The organism is Clostridium sp. Marseille-Q2269 (assembly GCF_943736985.1).
GTDB lineage: Bacteria > Bacillota > Clostridia > Clostridiales > Clostridiaceae > Clostridium_F.
Map to the genome: position 1 here is coordinate 1 of NZ_CALSFS010000005.1, position 19,502 is coordinate 19,502.

Here is a 19,502-nt window from a genome sequence, read left to right on the forward strand (position 1 = left end):
GTTTACTTAGGCTTAGTTGCCACAGGACGTGGCATTAGGTCGTTAGCTTAAATCCCAGGATACAAATATTAGTATTCTTTATTTTTATAGCTATCTATTGACTAAAAGTATTCCTTGTTTTAATTTTAATCCTTTAAAGTCTGTTACGTCGGAATTTTATTGGGAAATAAAAATATTGTTATTTTTATTTATCTTCTTCTATTTTTCTTATACCTAATTCTTCTAATTGATTTTCATCAACTACATTTGGTGCCTCTGTTAATGGACAGAACGCATTTTGATTCTTAGGGAATGTTATTACATCTTTAATATTTTCTGTTCCTGCTAAAAACATTACCATTCTATCAAGTCCATAAGCTAATCCACCATGTGGTGGTGGTCCAAATTTAAAGGCTTCAAGTAAGAATCCAAATCTTTCCCAAGCTTTTTCCCTTGTAAATCCTAATACATTGAACATTTTCTCTTGAAGTTTACTGTCATGTATTCTTATACTTCCTCCACCCAGTTCTTCTCCATTTAATACTATGTCATAAGCCTTTGCTCTTACTTTTCCTGGGTCTTTATCTAATAAGTCTATATCTTCATCCATTATAGCTGTAAATGGATGATGCTCTGCTTGATATCGTCCCTCTTCTTCATTATAAGCTAATAGTGGGAATTCAGTTATCCATACAAATCTAAACTGATCCTTATTTATAATATCAAGTTCTTTTGCTAAATGTAATCTCAAAGCACCTAAGCTTTCAAATACTACATTATTTTTATCTGCTACTATTAATATTAAATCTCCTACTTTTGCATCCATTTTTTCTAATATAGCTTTCATTTCTTCTTCTTTTAAAAATTTAGCTATTGGAGATTTTATTTCATCTTCCTTATAAGCTATCCAAGCTAATCCTTTTGCTTTATAAGTTTTGACAAAATCTTGCAATTTATCTATTTGTTTTCTTCCCATAGTAGCACAATTTTCTGCTTTTATTGCTCTTACAGAACCGCCGGCTTCTATGGCTCCTTTAAACACTTTAAAATCTGAATTTTTAACAGAATCTGTTAAATCATTGATTTCCATTCCAAATCTTAGATCTGGCTTATCTGAACCGTATTTTTCCATGGCTGTTTTATATGGCATTCTTTCTATTGGAAGTTTAACATCTATTCCTCCAACTTCCTTAAACACTTTAGCTAATAATTTTTCGTTTAATTGTATTACATCATCTTGTTCTACAAATGATAGTTCCATATCTATTTGGGTAAATTCTGGCTGTCTATTAGCCCTTAAATCTTCATCTCTAAAACATTTTGTAATTTGAAAATATTTATCATATCCTGATACCATTAAAAGCTGCTTAAATATCTGTGGTGATTGTGGTAATGCATAGAACATACCTTTATAGTTTCTACTCGGAACTAGATAATCACGTGCTCCTTCTGGTGTACTTTTTGTAAGCATTGGTGTTTCCATTTCTAAGAATCCATTTTCATCTAAGAAATCTCTAACAGCTTTACATGTTTTATGTCTTATCATAAATATTTTTTGCATATCTGGTCTTCTTAGGTCAAGATATCTATATTTTAATCTTATATTTTCAGATGCATCTAAATCTTCCTTTATGTATATAGGAGGTGTTTCTGATTCAGATAATATTTTTATCTCTTCCCCTTTTAATTCTACAGAACCCGTTTCCATATCATTATTTACTGATTGTCTTTTAACTATTTCACCAGTTACTGCTATACAATATTCTGATTTTACGTTATCTGATTTTTCGAAGGCTTCTTTATTTATTTCCTCACCAAAAACTATTTGCATAATTCCGGTTCTATCTCTTAAATCTACAAATATTAGCCCTCCTAGATTTCTCTTTCTTTGAACCCATCCCATAACAGTGGCTTTTTCACCTACATTATTTTCTCTAGGCTCACCACACATTATTGTTCTCTTAAGTCCTTTTAATGCTTCTCCCATTTTTATTCCTCCAAATATAGATTTATTGTTTTAATTTTTATCTATTTAAATACTTTAATTAATGTATCTATATCTTTTATATCAACTTCTATTTTTTCTCCATCTTCCATTCTCTTAATAGTAGCTTTTCCAGTATTTAATTCTTCTTCTCCTAGTACCATAGAATATTTTGCACCTATTCTATTTGCATACTTCATTTGAGCTTTAACACTTTTACTCATGTGATCTATTTCACATTTTATATTTTTGTCTCTTAATTTTTTAGCTAATTTTAGAACTTCTAATTTTGCTTTATCTCCCATATTACCTAAATATAAATCTATATATGCCTGTTCAGGAATTTCTATACTTTTTTCTTGTAGAGTTAAAAGTAATCTTTCCATGCCCATACCAAATCCTACTGCCGGCATAGAAGGGCCTCCTATTTCTTCTATAAGATAATCATATCTTCCTCCAGCACATATAGTTATATCATCTGTAATAAACTCAAATACAGTTTTACTATAATAATCTAATCCTCTAACTATAAATGGATCAACTTTATACTTTATATCTAGTGCATCTAAATAACTTTTTAGTGATTGAAAATGCTCATTACATTCATCACATATATAATCCAATATAAGCGGCGCATCTTTTACTATTTCTTTACAAGTATCAACTTTACAATCTAATATCCTAAGAGGATTTTTATCAAATCTAGTTTTACAAGTTGAACATAGTTTATCATAATTTTTAGATAAGTATTTTTTTAATGCTTCATTATAATTTTTTCTACATTTTGGACAACCTATGCTGTTTATATTTAATTCTACACCTGTTACTCCTAATTCTTTATATATTCTAATAGGGATACTTATAACTTCTGCATCTATAGATGCATCTTTTGCTCCAAAAATCTCTATTCCAAACTGATGATGTTGTCTAAGTCTTCCCTTTTGGACATTTTCATATCTCATAACAGGAGTAAAATAATACATTTTTGTAGGTTGAGCTTCATTAAACAATCTTCCTTCTACAAAAGCTCTTACTGCTGGTGATGTTCCTTCTGGTTTTAAAGTTATACTTCTACCAGCTTTGTCTTCAAAAGTGTACATTTCCTTTTGAACTACATCTGTAGTTTCTCCTACCCCTCTTTGAAATAGTTCTGTATATTCAAATACTGGAGTTCTTATCTCTCTACATCCAAAATCTGCTGCTATATTTCTAAATTTATTTTCTAAATATTTCCATTTATAAGATTCTGTAGGCAATAAATCTTTTGTACCTTTTGGTGCTTGCAATGACATCTATATTCCTCCTAAACATTATAAATATAAAGTATCTAATATTTTTTTCTTTCTATCTACCATTTCTTCTACTCTTTTTGTGTATTCTATTACATCTTTAACATTAGCCGCTCTCTCTATTCTATTTTCATTCATGAATATTATTTTAGATACAGCATCTGCTCCTAAGGCTATTATAGTTTGTCTTTCCTCTATCATTTGTATGTTGTATATACCCATTTTATCTTCCTTTGAGTATCCCACATTTTCCATATTACCTAACATATTTTTTTGCCTATACATATAGTAAGGCTTCATATTTAATTCTTTGGCTAAATTTTCTGTTTCTTCATACATTTTATTTAACTCTTCTTGTTTAGGAATGTTAAATTCCATTTTATTAACTAATTTTTCATGAAGTATAGATCCTCTTTTTATTGACATACCATGAACTGTTAGGTTATCAGGCCTTAATTTTTTAATTCTCTCGCATGTATTTTTTACTTCTCTTATACCTTCACCTGGAAGGCCTACTATTAGATCCATATTTATATTTTTAAATCCTATTTTTTTCGCTAATGAATAAATCTTTTCTATATCTTCTACTGAGTGAGTTCTTCCTATATTCTTTAAAGTACTATTATTCATAGTTTGAGGATTTATACTTATTCTATCTACATTGTATTTTTTCATTGACAATAATTTTTCTTCTGTTATACTATCTGGTCTTCCGCATTCTACTGTGAATTCTTTCACTTGCTTATTATGTATAAAATTATGATATATCTTATTTAATGTTTTTTCAAACTGCTCATTACTAATAGAAGTTGGTGTTCCCCCTCCAAAATATACGCATTGTATTTTTAGTCTCTTACTTTCTATATAACTTGCAATCATATCTATTTCATAATAAAGAGCCTTTAAATAAGGCTCTACCAAATTTTTACACTTTCCTATTGGATTTGATGTGAAAGAACAGTATAAACATCTAGTTGGGCAAAATGGCATATCTATATATACACTTATAGTATTTTGATCTTTATTTACAATAGATTTCTCCATATTAGCAACATCTATACATAATTTAGTCTTATCTGTTCTAGTATTTCTATGCTTAGTAAACCAATCTATTATTTCTTCCTCTGTCATTCCTTGATTCATTAGTTCTAAGGCTATCTTGCTTGGTCTTATTCCTACTAAAGTCCCCCAAGGCATATTTTTATTAGTTATTGATTTCAGATATAAAAAAAGAAATTTCTTTACCCATTCTTTTTTAGCTAAATTATCATCTTTGTCATATTTCACTTCATTTTGTTCTTTTTTTATATACATTCCTTCATCAGTTATTTGTATCTCTATATCATAATCTTCATAATCAAAAATAATATCGTAAAAATTATAATATATATTTAGTATCTGATATACATCATATCTGTATTTCATATGGTTTAAACTTACTTTCAACTTCATATTATGCACTCCAATACTTTTAAAGAGATATATCTATCTAAAAAAATGGATTATTCTCTTTTTCATAGCCTATAGTGGATTGAGGACCATGACCTGGTAATACATATACATTTGGATCTAATACAATTAACTTATTTTGAATGCTATTTATTAGAGTGTTATGACTTCCTCCAACAAAATCACTTCTTCCAATTGAATCTCTAAACAATGTGTCTCCTGTAAATATAACATTATTCACCAAGAAACTCATTCCCCCTGGACTGTGCCCTGGAGTTTCTATGCATTTTATTTCTAAACTACCTAATTGGAATGTTTTGCCTTCAGTTAAATATCCATCTACCTTTTGGTATTTACCAAAACCCCCAAATATATAGCCTGCCTTTTTAATTAGATCTTCATCCTTTTCATTTATATAAAAAGGTATATTGTACTTATCTTTTAGCGCTTCTACAGCTCCTACATGATCTACATGACCATGAGTTAATAATATGAATTGCGGCATTAAATTATTATCTTGTATTGTTTGTATTATATCTTCTGCATCTCCACCAGGATCTATGATAGCACACTTATTTTGGTCTATTAATAAATAACAATTAGCATTATATATACCTACAGGTATTGTTTTTATATCCATTAAATACACCTCTTTAAAATTTAAAATTTTCCACTCTTTTTAGTATATAACTAAATCTTTAAAATGTCTTTTTACTATCCAAAAGTATGGTAACTGGCCCATCATTTTCTATAGAAACCTTCATATCTGCTCCAAATTCTCCAGTTGCTACATTTTTTATTTCTTTTTTTATTGATTCTACAAATCTATTATACAATGTGTACGCTTCTTCTCCCCCTAAAGCTTCCACAAAACTTGGTCTTCTTCCTTTTCTACAATCCCCATATAAAGTGAATTGAGAGACAATTATTATATCTCCACCTACATCTAACAAAGATTTATTTAATTTTTCATTTTCATCTTCAAATATTCTTAAATTTATTATTTTTTCTTTTAAATATTTTATATCTTCTTCTGTATCGTCTTTTGATATTCCTAAAAGAACATTTAAGCCTTTACCTATACTGCCTATAACTTTTTTATCTACTTCTACTTTTGAAGATATAACTCTTTGAACCACTGCTCTCAAACATATCCCACCTTTGTTTTTTATTTTTATACTTAATTTAATATTGTGTAAATGATTATTTATTTTTTTGTCCTATATACTTCTAATACGCCTTTTAATTTTCTTATGTTTTTCATTACTGTCTTTAAGTCTTCTATATTACTTATTTTTAATTTTATATTTACCACTACTGAATCATTTTTAATAGGCTTTGCATTTACAGCATAAAGATTTGTTTTACTGCCATTTATAGTCAGCATAATATCTGCTAATAATCCATCTGTATTTTCCGCTATAACTTCTAGCTCTGAAATATACTCTCCACCTTTTGGTTTTCCCCAACTAACTTCTACTATCTTGGTAGGATCTTCTTCTACTAATTGTTCCATATTTTTGCAGTCAGTTCTATGTATTGATACACCTCTACCTTTTGTTATATATCCTATTATATTGTCTCCTGGTACAGGATTGCAACATTTAGCAAATCTAACCAATAAATTATCCTCACCTTTTACTATTATTCCTGGTGAAGTACTCTTTTTCTTTTTAATTTTGTTTGTTTTATCTATTTGGTCTCTAACTTCATTCCAATTAAGCTCTGGCTTATTCTTTTTTAAATACTGCTCTCTAAATCTTAATACAACTGCTGAAGCCGATAAGCTACCTATACCAACAGCAGCAAACATATCTTCTATGTTGCTCATGTTGTATCTTTTTAGTACAGTTTCTAAAATCTCGCCCTTTGCAAGTTCTCCAAAGTTATACCCTTGTTTTTTAGTTTCTTTTTCTAATATATCTTTACCCTTATTTATATTTTCTTCTTTATCTTCCTTTTTAAACCACGCTCTTATTTTACTTTTAGCTTGATTACTCTTTACCATACTTAACCAATCTAAATTAGGTCCTTTTGGTGTGGTAGAAGTTAAAATATCTATTATTTCTCCAGTTTTAAGCTCATAATCTAAAGGAACCATTTTTCCATTAACCTTAGCACCTATACATCTATGGCCTATATCTGTATGTATCTTATAAGCAAAATCCACTGGGGTAGCTTTATTAGGTAGACTTATAACTTTACCCTTTGGAGTAAATACAAATACCTCGTCAGAAAACAAGTCTATTTTAAATCCTTGCATAAATTCTTCTGGGTCTGTAGTTTCTTTTTGCCAGTCTAACATTTCTCTAAGCCATGTTAACTTTAATTCTATATTATTGTGAGAATTTGCGCCTTCTTTATATTTCCAATGAGCTGCTATACCATATTCTGCAGTTTTATGCATTTCATAAGTTCTTATCTGAATTTCAAAAGGTCTGCCCCCTACTCCCATTACAGTAGAGTGTAATGATTGATACATATTAGGCTTAGGCATCGCTATATAATCTTTAAACCTACCTGGTATAGGCTTATATACTGTATGGGCTATGCCTAAAGCAGCATAGCAATCCTTAACTGTATCTACTAATATTCTAACTGCTGTCAAATCAAATATTTGATCTAAATTTTTGTTTTTGTTTTGCATTTTTTTATATATACTGTAAAAATGCTTTGGTCTTCCATCTATTTCTGATTTGATACCTGCCCTTTCTAAGCTTTGTTCTAATTCTGAAACTATCTCTTTTATATGCTCTTCTCTTTCAACTCTTTTTTCTGCAATTTTTCGTACTAGAAAATAATACTCATTGGGATTTAAATATCTAAAAGATAAATCTTCTAGTTCCCACTTGATTTTAGATATTCCTAGCCTATGAGCTAATGGTGCATATATATCTAAAGTTTCTTGAGATTTCTCCTTTTGCTTTTCTACAGACATAAATCTTAAGGTTCTCATATTATGTAGTCTATCCGCTAATTTAATAAGTATAACTCTTATATCCTTTGTCATTGCCAATAACATTTTTCTTACATTATCAGCTTGCTGTTCTTCTTTGGTTTTATATTCAATTTTCCCTAATTTAGTAACCCCATCCACTAGATCAGCTACTTCACTTCCAAATTCTCTAGAAACATCCTCATATGTATATTGAGTATCTTCAACAACATCATGCATAAGCCCTGCTATCATGGTGTTAACATCCATACCCATTTGAAATAATATTATAGCTACCTCTTCTGGATGGACTATATAAGGTTCACCAGATATTCTTTTTTGTTTTTTGTGGGCATTGCAAGCAAAATTATATGCTTTTTTAATAAACTCTATTTCTTTTTCACTGAAACTATCTTTTATTTTTACCACTAAATCTTCTAGCATACCCTAATTACTCCTCAAAATCAAAGGCTGGTTTACAAAACCAGCCAATATTTTTTATTTCTATTATATTATATTTTTTTTAAAGTTTCAAACTTTTAAGAAGGTAATGTGTTATATTATACATTATATTTTACTAAAGAGCTAACATCATAACCCTGTAATTTATCTTTTCCATTTAGATCAGTAAGTTCTATTACAAAGCTTACATTGACAACTTCTCCACCTAATTCTTCTATTAAATTTACTACTGATGCAATAGTTCCCCCTGTGGCAAGAAGATCATCTACTATAGCAACTTTTTCCCCTTTTTTTATGGAATCTTTATGTATTTGAAGTTCATCTTGACCATATTCCAAGTCATATTTACAGCTAATAGTTTCATAAGGTAGCTTTCCTTTTTTTCTTACTGGCACAAAACCAACGCCTAATTTATAGGCTAAAGGGGTTCCAAATAAAAATCCTCTGGCTTCTGGTCCTACTATTTTATCCACTTTTTTATCTTTTAAATGTTCTGCTAGTTTATCAACGGTGTAATTTAATACTTCTCCATCTTGAAGTATTGTAGTTACATCTTTAAAACTTATACCCTCTTTCGGGAAATCTTCTATTACCCTTATATGTTCTTTTAAATTCACTTCTCTTCCCCCTAAATTCATGCGAAAAATTTATTTTTATTTTTCAATTTTGAACACAGATTATTATATATTAAACTACACTCCCTATTAAAGTAATTATATGAGCTTTTATTCCTTATTATGTATACTAAAATGTATTTCATTTTTTAAATATTTTGCTATTTGATTAGACCTATCCTCATTAGATGTAGTAAATAACTCTACTAATATTCTTGCATTGTTAATTTTATTAGTAGGTTGTGTAATTTTAGATATTTTTTTCGTTATTTTTTTAAGGTCATATAAATTAATTTCATCTTTTGAAATTTTTTCAATATGTAAAAGAGCTTTTAATCCATAATTATTAGTATTTTTTAAAGCTTCTAGTCCTTCTTTAACTATATATAAATTTTCTCCTTTTATAGAGTTGGTATTAGATATGGTTCCAAGCATTACTAAATCTAAGTATTTATATGTAAATTTCATTTTATAATATATAGAAAGCGCCTCAACCAATTTATAGGCTATACCTGAAGCTGATAAATATTTAAACGGATATGAACATGAATTTTCATTTGGACATATCACTATTGATTTAGGTTTTTCTTTTGCACAGGAATGCCAATCCGTAATAATTATATCCATACCAAGTTTTTTACATAATTCTACTTGAGAAATAGAGTTTATACCACATCCTACTGTTATAATCAAATCTGCCCCCAAAAATTTTATATGATTTTCTATATATGTAGAATTTATATTATGTTTTTCATCTAAACAATCTGGTATAAAATATTCCACGTCCGCATTTAAAAATTTTAAAACTAACAGCAACATTGATACTGCTGCTATACCATCAAAATCGTAATATCCATATAGCACTATTTTTTCTCTATGATTAACGGCCTTTACTATTCTTTTTAAAGCCCTATCCATTTTACTTATTAAAAAGGGATTATTAATTTTGGGTTTTTTATACCACTGTACATTATCAACTATTTTCTCCATCTATATATCCTCCAATTTTATAGAAAACATATATATTATAATTTATATTATCATTTTTGACAAACATTTTAGCAGTTTATTCAATATTATTATTTAAATATGAGTATATATTAATATAATAACATTGATTTTGCTCTCATTTACAATATATCTTAAGTTTATACATTAAAAATTAAAAATCCAAGCCTATAGCTTGGATTTTTAATTCAAATATATTTATTATGCTGATTTAGATCCTAACTTTGAATGTTTAAATAAAACCCAAAGAGGACTAGATATAAATATAGAAGAATAACATCCTGTTATTATACCAACTGTTAGAGGGAACGCAAAATCTCTAATAGATGGAACGAATACATAAACTGCAACTATTGTAAATAGTGTAGTCAAAACTGTATTTATAGATCTTGACATAGTTTGAGTTATAGATATATTAGCTATTTCTCCGATATCTTTTCTTCTCATTTTCTTTTGATTCTCTCTTATTCTATCAAATATTACAATTGTATCATTTATAGAATAACCCACTATTGTAAGTACTGCTGCTATAAAACTTGAACTTACGGGTACTCCAAATATAGAATATATTGATATAGTTACTAATATATCGTGTACTAAACCCAATATAGCCGCAAGAGCAAATTTAAATTCAAATCTTATTCCAACGTATATAAGCATAGCTATATTAGCCATTACAAGTGCTAATAAGGCTTTTCTTTTCAACTCTTTTCCTACAGAAGGCCCTATTCTTTGTTGAGAAACTAAATCATTATCTTTCAAATTATATTTAGATTTCACATCACTAAATAGTTTATTAATTTCATCATCTGATAAAGAGTTACTTCTTATCTCTATTTGAGTATTATTTACTTTATTAGTTACAGAATCTGAAGTATGCTTTTTAATTATTTGATCTATATCTTCTTTATTGAAATCTTTTCCTATATTTATCTGTACAACTGTACCACCTTTAAAATCTATTCCATAATTTAATCCGTCTTTTATAAGAAAAAACATTCCTGTAAGTATAATTATTAAGGAAATGGAAAACCAAATCTTTGTTTTTTCTATTATCTTTAGCATACTATTCTTCCCCCCTTTTAACCCTAAAACAAGATAGGGTATTAAGAATACCTATATCATAACCTAGATGTAATAGAACTCTAGTGACTACTATAGCTGTGAACATACTTAGAATTATACCTATCATAAGGGTTAAAGCAAATCCTTTAACGGCTCCTGACCCTAAGTTATATAAAACTATGCCTGCTATTATTGTGGTTATATTAGAGTCTAAAATAGAAGAAAGTGCTCTATGATATCCTGAATCTAAAGCAGATTTAATTGATTTTCCAGTTTTAAGTTCTTCTCTAATTCTTTCAAATATAAGTACATTTGCATCTACCGCCATACCTATTGTTAACAAGAATCCCGCTATACCTGATAAAGTCAATGTGGCTTTTATTGTTGCGAATGTAACTAAAACTAATGATATATATAAAACCAAAGCTATATCTGCTAGTAATCCTGGCACTCTATAGTATAAAAGCATGAATAAAAATACAAATCCTACACCCACTATTCCAGCTTTTACACTTAAGTCTAATGCATTGGTTCCTAATGTAGCCCCTACTGTTCTAACCTCTACAGGTTTAACAGCTACAGGTAACGCTCCTGATTTTATTATATTAGCTTGTCTTTTAGCTTCTTCTATACTTTTACTTCCTGTTATTACAGCCTTTCCATTAGTTATATGTGCTTGAACTACTGGCTTTGTTAATTCTTCTTCATCCATATATATAGCTATAGGTTGACCTATGAATTTTTTAGTAGCATCCGCAAACTTCTTAGCTCCTGCCTCGTTTAAGTCTAATCCAACAGTAGGTGAATTATTTTCCTGATTTATATATGCAGTTGCATCTTTTACATCTTTACCTGTAAGTATAACACTCTTATCCGGTCCTACAAATTTTAACTCTCCTGTTTTACCTACACTATCTATAACTTCTTTAGCATTAAATTTGCCTGGTATTTCTATCCTTATTCTTTTTTTACCTTCTCTTGTTACTGTAGTTTCACTAACACCCATTTTATTAACTCTCATAGATATAAGTTCTATAGTTCTATCTATAGTCTTTTCATCTATTTTATCTGCCTGAATTTCTTCCAGCATTGATACTCCACCTTGAAGATCTAGCCCTTTGTTAATAGTTTCTCCAAATGATTTGAATCTGTAGTTTCCTAAGTTCAAACCATAAGCTCCTGCATACGCAAAAATAGCTATTAATATAACTAATAATGCAAATATTATTCCGCTTTTTCCTTTGTTACTTTTACGCCTATTGTAACTCATACTTATCCCCCTTTTATATGTACTTTATTATATAAACAAGAACATAATTTATTATGTGGTCCTCATAATAAATTATGAACAATACTCCTTTTATTAATCGTTCATTATATTAGATTTTAAAGCTATTGCACATTCTATTCTCTTTTTTTGCATAGTACATCCTAGGCTATATGGTACATTCATATCTTTGTTAAAGTTATAATTATTTGCTTGGCATCCTCCACTGCAGTAAAATCTTGCCCAACATTTTTTACATTCTGGTTTATTATATATATGAGCTTTCTTAAACTCTTTTGCTATATCTTCTTTTACTTCAAAGCCCTTCATTATGTTACCCATTTTAAAGTCTTCATTTCCTACAAATTGATGACAAGGGTAAATATCTCCTGATGGAGCTATAGCCACGTATTCATGTCCTGCTCCACAACCAGATATTCTTTTATAAACACACGGTCCACCTTGAAGATCTATGTTAAAGTGATAAAATTTAAATTCTTTACCTTCCTTATGCCTTTTTATCATTTCTTCTATTAATTTATCATATTGATTAAATATTATTGGTAAATCTTCTTCTCTTAATGATAAAGGATGTTGCTGTGGAAGCACTACTGGCTCTATAGATATTTCATCAAAATCATTATTAGCCATATGCATTACATCTTCAAAGAAATCTAAATTTTCTCTTGTAAATGTTCCTCTAGCATAATACTGTTTTGTTTTGTCTCTCATCTCTACCATCTTTTTTATCTTAGGCAATATAGCATCATAAGATCCACTTCCATCTACTCTAACTCTTACATTGTCATTTACTTTTTTTCTTCCATCTATACTTAACACTATATTTCCCATGTTTTTATCCAAGTACTCCATTATTTCTTTATTCAATAAAGTACCATTGGTTGTCATAGTAAATCTTATAGTTTTATTATATTTCTTTTCTTGCTTTTTAGCATATTCTACTATTTCTTTTATAGTGGAAAAAGCCATTAAAGGTTCTCCACCAAATAAATCTACCTCTATGTTTTTTCTTGGTCCAGACTTTTCTATAACAAAATCTATAGATCTTTTACCAATTTCAGGAGACATTAATTCTCTTTTACCTTTATATTCTCCCTCATCTGCAAAACAATATTTACATCTTAAATTACAATCATGGGCTATATTTAGACACAATGCCTTTATAAAATTTTCACTATTCTCATGAGCGTAAGCTATATTTTCATATTTATCTTTAGAGTATAGCATGTCCTCTTTTACAAGACTTTTAATTTCTTCATAAACTTCTTCTATTTCTTCTTTAGTATACTTATCTTTATATACATTAATAAGCTCTTCTTTACTTTTTAACCCTTCATCATCTAATAAATCATATACTATATCATCTACTATATGTACTGCTCCTGAATTTACGTCTATAATGTACTTTTGTCCACTTTGAATGAACTTATGAATATCAGCCAATTAAATTTCCTCCTTGTTAACCTATATACTTTGCTTTTTAATTTCTACAAATATTTTCAAAATATAGGACTTATTATTTATCAAAACATTTATATTATACATTTATTTTCAGTAAATATAAAGCAGTAACTTTAAAGTTACTGCTTTTAGCTTATACTAGTTTTCACAAGCTAAGTTCGCTACTGTGCAAGAAGTTTTGCATGCTGATTGGCAAGAATTTGCACATTCTTTACATCCTGGCTTTTGTAAGCTATTTTTTATATTTGCTTTGTTTATAGTTTTTATATGTTTCATTAAGTATTCCTCCAATCTACCTACTTACTTTCCGTTTGATTATATCATAATTTATGGATAAAATAAAGTTTCCATTAACCAAGTACCTTCTAAATATTGACCCCAAGCATTCCTGATAACATACCCAACATTAGTGCTAAAAATATTCTTATAAATCTGTCAGATCCAAAAGTCAGCGTATTTCCAGAAATTATAGATATAATATATATAATAGCCATATATATTATAGATATTACTAATCCTACTACCCATCCTCTTTTATTTATTTTCCTAACAGCATATATAGTTCCATACATTATACTTAAGATTGTAATTAAAAGATATATAATTGAAGTTATTTTTTCACCTACATCTTTAAATGTTAATACTACTGCAAACATTAAAAGCATAATCACAGTAATTATAACAGCTCTTAGTATTCCTTGTGCAATGAATTCAGTATTTTTTTTGTTCAATATAAAACACCCCCTCATATTTACTATTTATGTATTAAGGGAGTGTTTTATGATAATTTATTTGTCGTCTTTTTCTGTCTTTTCTTCTTTTTTATCTGCTGCATCTTCTCTTTTTTTAGTTATGTCTAATATTCCACTTTTGCCTATTTGTAGTTTAGCTCTATCTGGACCTGTTTGTATAATTATAGTATCTTCTTTTATATTAACTATTTTCCCTACTATTCCACCTCTTGTTATTATTTCGTCATTAACAGAGATAGCATTTAACATTTCACTGTACTTTTTCTTTCTCTTTTTTTCTGGAACGAATATCATTACGTAGAATAAGCCCAGCATTACTATTAAGAATATACCATTTAACCCTAAACCTTTTTGCATATATATACCTCCTAAATTTTTATAAACTATAATTTATTTTACTACTTTTATAATAAAATTTGGATGTTTTTTTAATTATTAATTGATAATTTACAATTAATAGTTATATTGTAACATTTTATACTCAAAATATGAAATTTATTTTAATTTCTATGCTTTTCCTCCCCATTCCTGAAGCTTTCTTTCTTTATACTCTTTAAAGTAATCTCCCTCAATGGCATCTCTTATTTCTTTCATTAAATTATTATAAAAATATAAGTTATGTAATACACATAATCTCATAGCTAACATTTCCTTAGCCTTAAATAAATGTCTTATATATGATCTAGTATAATGTTTACAAGCTGGACACTGGCAGCCTTCATCAATAGGTCTGTCATCTAATTCAAATTTTGCATTTAATAAGTTTATTTTACCTTCTTTTGTAAACACATGTGCATGCCTTCCGTTTCTTGCTGGAAGAACACAATCAAAGAAATCTACACCTCTATCTACTGCCTCTAATATATTACTTGGCGTTCCAACCCCCATAAGATATATAGGTTTATCCTCTGGAAGATGTGGAACTACTGCATCTATTATTCTATACATATCTTCGTGGCTTTCACCTACAGCTAATCCCCCTATAGCATAACCATCTAAGTCCATCTTGGTTATAGTTTTGGCATGTTCTATTCTTATATCTTCATAAGTTCCACCTTGATTTATACCAAATAACATTTGCTTATTATTTATAGTATTTGGAAGTGAATTTAATCTATCCATTTCATTTTTACATCTATGTAACCATCTAGTTGTTCTTTCTACTGATTTTTCTACATATTCTCTTGGAGCTGGATTTTCCACACATTCATCAAAAGCCATAGCTATAGTAGAAGCTAAGTTACTTTGTATTCCCATGCTTTCTTCTGGGCCCATAAATATTTTCCTACCATCTATGTGAGAATTAAAGAAAACTCCTTCTTCTTGTATTTTTCTTATTTTGGACAATGAAAACACTTGAAATCCACCTGAATCTGTAAGTATTGGTCTATCCCAATTCATAAATTTATGTAATCCGCCCATTTTTCTTACAACTTCATCACTAGGTCTTAAATGAAGATGATATGTATTAGATAACTCAACTTGACATCCTATTTCTTTTAAATCCATAGATGAAACTGCACCTTTTATAGCTGCAAGAGTTCCTACATTCATAAATACAGGAGTCTGTATTATGCCATGAGGAGTAGTAAATTCTCCTCTCCTTGCCTTTCCTGATTTCTTTAATAATTTGTACATATCTACACCTCTTTTTGCTCATAAATTAAACTGCCGTTAAAATTCTTAATTATTCATTTTAATCTTGAAAATATAAATAATTATTTAATAAACATAGCATCTCCAAAAGAAAAGAATCTATATTCTTTTTCTACTGCAGTATTATATGCATTCATAATATTATCTCTTCCTGCTAATGCAGATACTAACATTAACAATGTAGATTGTGGAAGATGAAAGTTAGTAATTAAAGCATCTACTACCTTATATTTATATCCTGGATAAATAAATATATCTGTCCATCCTGATTGTTCTCTTACATTTCCTTCTTTATCCCCTATAGTTTCTAGTGTTCTACAAGAAGTAGTACCCACGGCTATAACTCTTCCACCATTTTCTCTTGTATTATTTATTATTTCAGCTGTTTCTTTATCCATTTTGTAATACTCTGAATGCATAACATGTTCTTGAATATTTTCTACTTTAACAGGTCTAAAAGTTCCTAACCCTACATGTAATGTTAAAAAAGCTAACTTTACACCTTTTTCTTTTATTTTTTCTAAAAGATCCTCTGTAAAATGTAATCCTGCTGTAGGCGCTGCTGCAGATCCTTCTTCTTTCGAATAAACTGTTTGATACATTTCTTTATCATCTAGCTTTTCCTTTATATATGGCGGAAGAGGCATTTGTCCTAATTTATCTAATATTTCCTCAAAAATACCTTCATAATAAAATTTTACTATTCTGCTTCCTTCTTGTCCAATTCCTATAACTTCTGCTTTAAGTTCTCCATTACCAAATATAAATGTTGTTCCGATCTGAGCTCTCTTTCCTGGTTTAACTAAAGTTTCCCATACATCTTTTTCTTCTCTTTTTAAAAGTAAAAATTCCATTTTCCCACCGGTTCCTTCTTTTGAACCTATAAGTCTTGCTGGTAAAACCCTAGTATTGTTCAAAACTAGACAATCATTAGAACTTAAACAATCTAATATATTTTTAAATATTTTATGTTCTATTTTTCCCATTTCTTTATCCAATACAAGTAATCTAGCTTCATCTCTTTTTTCCATAGGATGTTGTGCTATTAATTCCTCTGGTAAATAAAAATCAAAATCTTTTACTTTCACGTTTTCCACCTCTTAATATAATGTAAAATTAAAATTTACTATTTTTTAAATATAGATACTTGACCTGATTTTTCATCTTTTTTTGTTACTCCAAAATGTTTATATGCTTTTTCTGATGCTACTCTTCCTCTTGGGGTTCTCATTATAAATCCTTTTTGTATGAGATAAGGTTCATAAACATCCTCTATTGTATCTAATTCTTCACCTATAAAATAAGCTAACGTTTCTAATCCTACGGGTCCTCCTTTAAAATTAAAAATTATAGCTTCTAAAATTTTATTATCTATTTTGTCTAATCCTTCTTTATCTACTTCTAATAAATCTAGTGCATTCTTTGCTCCCTGTAGGTCTATATCTCCATCGTATTTAACATCACAATAGTCTCTAACTCTTTTCAAAAGTCTATTGGCAATTCTTGGTGTACCTCTTGATCTCTTTCCTATTTCAAAAGCAGCTTCTCTACTAATACTTACATTCAATATAGCTGCTGACCTTATTACTATTTCCATAAGTTCTTCATCAGTATAAAATTCCATAGCACATAACATACCAAATCTATCTCTTAAAGGTGATGTAAGTAATCCCACTCTAGTTGTAGCTCCTATTAAAGTAAATTTTGGAAGGTCTAATCTTATGGACTTTGCTGCTGCACCTTTACCTATAACTATATCTAATGCATAATCTTCCATAGCTGGATATAGTATTTCTTCTATAGATCTATTTAACCTATGAATTTCATCTATAAATAAAACATCATGATCTGTCAAACTAGTTAGTATAGCTGCTAAATCTCCTGCCTTTTCTATGGCTGGTCCTGAAGTTACTTTTAAATTACCAACCATTTCATTAGCTATAATATTAGCAAGGGTAGTCTTACCTAATCCAGGTGGTCCGTAAAAAAGTACATGGTCTAAAGACTCTCCTCTTTTTTTTGCGGCTCTTATAAATATATCCAAATTAGCTTTTACTTTTATTTGACCTATGTATTCTTTTAATGTAGATGGCCTTAAACTATATTGCTCTTTATCCTCTTCTACATCTAAAGGAGTTACCATTCTATTCTCCACTTAAGCATCCCCCCTTCTAATTTATTTCATTAAATATTTTAAGGATTCTTTTATAATTTGTTCCAAAGAATTATTTTTATCGCATGACTCAATAACTTTATTGGCTTCCTTTTCAGAATAACCAAGTGTTACTAAAGCAGCTGTTGCTTCTAATACTTTTTTATTATCCGTAACCTTGTTTATTATTTCTTCATCTTCACTTTCTAAAACATCTATATCTATTTTATCTTTAAGCTCTAATATAATCCTTTGAGCTGTTTTCTTCCCAATACCTGGAGCTCTTACTATAGTCTTTTCATCCCCAGTTTTTATAGCATATTTCAAAGTAGAAACATTACTTATAGATAATAAAGATAAAGAGGCCTTAGCTCCTACTCCATTTATAGTTAAAAGTAATTTAAACATATTTAATTCATCTTTTGTCAAAAATCCATAAATACCTATAAAATCTTGTCTTACTATCTGCTCTGTATATAACATTATATTTTCACCTATGGAAGGTAAATTTGCCATAGTACTTCCTGATGTGTATACTCTATAACCTATATTGTTATTTTCTATAACTATATAGTCTTTGTACATATCAATATATTTCCCTTTTATATATTCGTACATAACTTAAACCTCCCAATTACATATTCATAGACATATATTACTTTATCATTTTAAGAGTTTTTATTCAACTAAAAAAATATAGCTCGCACATTGCTATAGATGCAAGCTATATTTCTAATATCAATTTTCACTTATATTAATAGTATAATAAGTTTCAGCATAATTTGTTTATATAATTTTATTCATAATCTTCAAGACGTGCCTCTGCTTCTTCTCTTGTATTGCATTGAAAATACTTATCTCCACTGGTTAACATGTGAATATCTTGTTCTTTTAATTTATTAGTTTTTATATCTGTTATATCTTTATTTTCATCCTCTATGTACATATTTCCACTTTCATCTGTTCTATATATGGCTATATTATCTCCTTTTATACCTACTACATATCTATTAGGCATATATTTGTCTTCTTCCTTAACAAGAGACAATACATGATCTTTAAATTCTTCAACCTTATATCCTTCTTTAGAATATATGTTTTCAATTTCATTTTTACCTTTTCCAACTAATTCTACATTATCTGTTGCTTTTGCTTCTCTTACCTTTATAGTATCTCCGCTCTTTTTATACTTTATTTTAAATATTATTTTAGAATTTTTATCTAAAATTTCATTTCCTGTACTACCTACAGCTAAAGAATCCGCATTCATATCTTCTTGTTTAACTTGTCTTTTACTACTATCTATTTCATTATCTCTCAATTTTATTGAAGCTACATAATAAACAGACACAAATAAAACGAACAATGAAAGTATTATAATTATTATATTTCTTCTTTTTATATCCAT

At 28.7% G+C, this 19,502-nt stretch carries 19 protein-coding genes; all 19 read right to left on the reverse strand.

What is annotated here, in order from left to right:
- Window positions 1-184: 184 nt before the first annotated feature.
- A complete protein-coding gene (aspS, locus tag NGI68_RS07565; RefSeq protein WP_251860876.1) occupies window positions 185-1,966 on the reverse strand; it encodes an aspartate--tRNA ligase in 1,782 nt (593 codons plus the stop codon).
- Between the two features lie 41 nt (window positions 1,967-2,007).
- A complete protein-coding gene (gene hisS, locus NGI68_RS07570; RefSeq protein WP_251860877.1) occupies window positions 2,008-3,255 on the reverse strand; it encodes a histidine--tRNA ligase in 1,248 nt (415 codons plus the stop codon).
- Window positions 3,256-3,273: 18 nt separating this feature from the next.
- On the reverse strand, window positions 3,274-4,704 hold the full coding sequence (locus NGI68_RS07575; RefSeq protein ID WP_251860878.1) for a coproporphyrinogen III oxidase: 1,431 nt from the start codon (window positions 4,702-4,704) through the stop codon (window positions 3,274-3,276).
- Between the two features lie 37 nt (window positions 4,705-4,741).
- Window positions 4,742-5,341: an MBL fold metallo-hydrolase gene (locus NGI68_RS07580; RefSeq protein ID WP_251860879.1), complete on the reverse strand. Its 600-nt coding sequence runs from the start codon at window positions 5,339-5,341 to the stop codon at window positions 4,742-4,744.
- A gap of 58 nt (window positions 5,342-5,399) precedes the next feature.
- A complete protein-coding gene (gene dtd, locus NGI68_RS07585; protein WP_251860880.1) occupies window positions 5,400-5,849 on the reverse strand; it encodes a D-aminoacyl-tRNA deacylase in 450 nt (149 codons plus the stop codon).
- Window positions 5,850-5,908: 59 nt separating this feature from the next.
- Window positions 5,909-8,080, reverse strand: coding sequence for a RelA/SpoT family protein (locus NGI68_RS07590; protein WP_251860881.1), 2,172 nt, complete (start codon window positions 8,078-8,080; stop codon window positions 5,909-5,911).
- A 116-nt stretch (window positions 8,081-8,196) separates the two neighbouring features.
- Window positions 8,197-8,715 carry an adenine phosphoribosyltransferase gene (locus NGI68_RS07595; RefSeq protein ID WP_251860882.1) on the reverse strand — a complete coding sequence of 173 codons (519 nt, stop codon included), beginning with the start codon at window positions 8,713-8,715 and terminating at the stop codon, window positions 8,197-8,199.
- Window positions 8,716-8,823: 108 nt separating this feature from the next.
- Window positions 8,824-9,702, reverse strand: coding sequence for a DHH family phosphoesterase (locus NGI68_RS07600; protein ID WP_251860883.1), 879 nt, complete (start codon window positions 9,700-9,702; stop codon window positions 8,824-8,826).
- Between the two features lie 219 nt (window positions 9,703-9,921).
- Window positions 9,922-10,785 carry a protein translocase subunit SecF gene (secF, locus tag NGI68_RS07605; RefSeq protein ID WP_251860884.1) on the reverse strand — a complete coding sequence of 288 codons (864 nt, stop codon included), beginning with the start codon at window positions 10,783-10,785 and terminating at the stop codon, window positions 9,922-9,924.
- Between the two features lies 1 nt (window position 10,786).
- Window positions 10,787-12,055 carry a protein translocase subunit SecD gene (gene secD / locus NGI68_RS07610; protein ID WP_251860885.1) on the reverse strand — a complete coding sequence of 423 codons (1,269 nt, stop codon included), beginning with the start codon at window positions 12,053-12,055 and terminating at the stop codon, window positions 10,787-10,789.
- A gap of 93 nt (window positions 12,056-12,148) precedes the next feature.
- Window positions 12,149-13,516: a thioether cross-link-forming SCIFF peptide maturase gene (gene scfB / locus NGI68_RS07615; RefSeq protein WP_251860886.1), complete on the reverse strand. Its 1,368-nt coding sequence runs from the start codon at window positions 13,514-13,516 to the stop codon at window positions 12,149-12,151.
- Between the two features lie 156 nt (window positions 13,517-13,672).
- Window positions 13,673-13,810 (reverse strand): six-cysteine ranthipeptide SCIFF, encoded by a 138-nt coding sequence (gene scfA, locus NGI68_RS07620; RefSeq protein WP_003357718.1) that lies wholly within the window; start codon window positions 13,808-13,810, stop codon window positions 13,673-13,675.
- A gap of 89 nt (window positions 13,811-13,899) precedes the next feature.
- The gene (locus tag NGI68_RS07625) at window positions 13,900-14,268 is read right to left on the reverse strand and encodes a TIGR04086 family membrane protein (RefSeq protein ID WP_353505366.1); all 369 of its coding nucleotides are present in this window, start codon (window positions 14,266-14,268) and stop codon (window positions 13,900-13,902) included.
- 54 nt (window positions 14,269-14,322) lie between these two features.
- Window positions 14,323-14,643 (reverse strand): preprotein translocase subunit YajC, encoded by a 321-nt coding sequence (yajC, locus tag NGI68_RS07630; RefSeq protein WP_251860888.1) that lies wholly within the window; start codon window positions 14,641-14,643, stop codon window positions 14,323-14,325.
- Window positions 14,644-14,793: 150 nt separating this feature from the next.
- Complete coding sequence (gene tgt / locus NGI68_RS07635; protein WP_251860889.1) at window positions 14,794-15,924, reverse strand: tRNA guanosine(34) transglycosylase Tgt; 1,131 nt, start codon at window positions 15,922-15,924, stop codon at window positions 14,794-14,796.
- An 80-nt stretch (window positions 15,925-16,004) separates the two neighbouring features.
- Window positions 16,005-17,030, reverse strand: coding sequence for a tRNA preQ1(34) S-adenosylmethionine ribosyltransferase-isomerase QueA (gene queA, locus NGI68_RS07640; RefSeq protein WP_251860890.1), 1,026 nt, complete (start codon window positions 17,028-17,030; stop codon window positions 16,005-16,007).
- Between the two features lie 38 nt (window positions 17,031-17,068).
- Window positions 17,069-18,097 (reverse strand): Holliday junction branch migration DNA helicase RuvB, encoded by a 1,029-nt coding sequence (gene ruvB, locus NGI68_RS07645; protein WP_251860891.1) that lies wholly within the window; start codon window positions 18,095-18,097, stop codon window positions 17,069-17,071.
- Between the two features lie 21 nt (window positions 18,098-18,118).
- A complete protein-coding gene (ruvA, locus tag NGI68_RS07650; RefSeq protein ID WP_251860892.1) occupies window positions 18,119-18,712 on the reverse strand; it encodes a Holliday junction branch migration protein RuvA in 594 nt (197 codons plus the stop codon).
- 178 nt (window positions 18,713-18,890) lie between these two features.
- Entirely contained in the window at window positions 18,891-19,502 is a 612-nt protein-coding gene (locus tag NGI68_RS07655) for a hypothetical protein (protein ID WP_251860893.1), read from the reverse strand.